Origin of the sequence: Candidatus Endomicrobiellum pyrsonymphae, assembly GCF_020328025.1 — a bacterium.
GTDB classification, from domain to species: Bacteria; Elusimicrobiota; Endomicrobiia; order Endomicrobiales; family Endomicrobiaceae; genus Endomicrobiellum; species Endomicrobiellum pyrsonymphae.
In genome coordinates this window covers 1-2,189 of record NZ_JAIXMZ010000072.1, presented here as the reverse complement: position 1 = coordinate 2,189, position 2,189 = coordinate 1, and the positions used below count along the sequence as shown (strand labels likewise).

General features: G+C 28.3%; 2 protein-coding genes. Both read right to left on the bottom strand.

Annotated elements, in window-relative coordinates:
* On the bottom strand, nt 1-697 hold a 697-nt coding region (locus tag LE180_RS05850), incomplete at its 3' end, for a Dam family site-specific DNA-(adenine-N6)-methyltransferase (RefSeq protein ID WP_374134523.1).
* Nucleotides 681-1,964, bottom strand: coding sequence for a DNA adenine methylase (locus tag LE180_RS05845; protein WP_374134522.1), 1,284 nt, complete (start codon nt 1,962-1,964; stop codon nt 681-683). The genes LE180_RS05850 and LE180_RS05845, both read right to left, overlap by 17 nt.
* Nucleotides 1,965-2,189: the final 225 nt, after the last annotated feature.

Below are 2,189 nucleotides of genomic sequence, written 5' to 3'. Positions count from 1 at the left end.
CAGAATGTTCGTCCCAACGCTTATTATATTCAGTTTCTGCTATTAAATAAGGAGGATCTAAATAAACAAAGTCATTGTTAGTAAATTTTTGAGATTTAATAAATTTTTCAAAATCACAAGAAGTAAAAGAAATGTTTTTATCTTTAACAAAAGAGAAGTAATTTAATAATGCTCTTTCAACATTTTTATTAAAATCAACATTGCCAACTGGCAGATTAAATTTGCCGCCGCCGTTAAATCTTAACATTCTATTAAAACCATAAATAACTAAGAGATAAAGTATTAACGGGTTATTTTCTTTGTTTTCATTTACTAATATTTTTAAATTGTCATAGCCTATTTTATTAAATTGCGCATAATAAGTTTTTTTATATGTGTCTTTTAAATCTTGCGAGACAATGTCTTCCTTAAAAGAACGCGATAAACTATACTTAACGGCAATTTGGTAAATCTTGTTAAAAAACCTTTTGTTACTGTCGGCATTATCTTTTAAAAACTGATGTATTGAGATAAGATGTTTGTTTAAATCGTTCAAGATATACCCATTTGCAGATACATTTAAAAACACGCTACCACCGCCAATAAATGGCTCATAGAAATTATTAATTCTTGCTGGAAACAACGGAAGCAATTGTTTTAACAGTTTATATTTGTCTCCGATATAAAACAACGGAGAGCGCTTAATTATGTTTGGCACTTTTTGCCCTTGTTACAAATAAATATTCTTTGTGATTCTGAAAATCGGTATTGCCTGCCGTAAAATACCTGTAATCTTTGTCAAAAATTTTAGTGGAGCCTTTGTTCTCTAAAATGTTTTTTATATTGTCTAATGAAATTTTATTTTTTGAAGAATCACTTTTTGAATCATAAGTGTTATTATACGAAACTACAATATATTTTGCTTGTAAATCTTTTATAAGCTCGTAGAATTTTGATTTTGCATTTGCTCTACAATAATCGCTCATATTTTCGGCTTGCGGTTTTAAGGCTATTCCGTAAAGTTCTGGCTTATTCCATTTTGTTAAGTTTTCAAGCACATGATAAAAACGACTGTATTGTCTGGAATTATAAGGCGGGTCAATATAAACTATATCGGCGGATATATTTTTTACCAACAAGTTGGCATCTTGTCTATATATGCTTATGTCGTCAATGGGAAAAACATCAATTTGCTTTAACACAAAACTATCTTTCATGTCCGATTTTTTAATATATGCGTCAAAATGCCCAACTGTATTTGCAATTTTATCAACGGAATAAATTAGAGAAGTTATTAAAATATAGTATTCTTTCTCCGTTAAATTTGTCTTATTATTTTCTATATTATCCCTAATAAATCCTATTTTTTTAGCGTCGTTGGCGCTAAAAAACCTACCGCCAAAATTACGAGAAAAATAATTATCCGATATATATGCCGGGCTAACAGAATTATAACTATTAATAATTGCCTCTATTTTCATAAGATTATACTTAGCATTTTCAAAAAATGCTTTATAAATAGCATAATTAGAATATAAAAAATCATTAACGATAATTTTTTTATAGATTCTGCTTGCCTCTGCTGCTATTATCCCTGTTCCTGAAAAAATATCTGCGAAAGAATTGCCCAAACATTCTTTTGTAATAATAGAAAAAATCCACGATAATAATTTATGTTTATTGCCAATATACCTGCGACTATATACTTGAAAGTGGTTTTCCTTAATTCTTGGGATATACTTATAATCTTCATATATCTTTTCAGATGGTAGCTGAGAAGTTGTTTCTTGACCATATAAATCAAAAAGCACATCTTGAATCTCACGACAGAAATATTGGATATTTTCAAAATCATTATTCTTAGAATATACAATATTTTTATTTGGAATCCTGTATTTTTGCAAAAGAGAAAACAACTCTCTTTTTAATTCCAAGAGAGAAGTCTTACTTTTGTTTATAATGATATTAGATTTCTTTATTGGCATTGAATTTTCTGTTCCCATCCTCTTAAGAACTAAGACTTGACAATATAACAAAATGTTGTATTATAATCCATACAAAGAATATTAACACTGTGACGMCTACAAACTAGATATATAAAATACTCACATTTGAGTAATAAAACAAAGTTTGTAGKCGTCACAGTGTTAATATTCTTTGTATGGATTATAATACAACATTTTGGGATATACTTATAATCTTCATATATC

Excerpts from the sequence above, each read along its gene's own strand:
- LE180_RS05845 (WP_374134522.1), bottom strand. The coding sequence starts at position 1,964 with ATGCCAATAAAGAAATCTAATATCATTATAAACAAAAGTAAGACTTCT.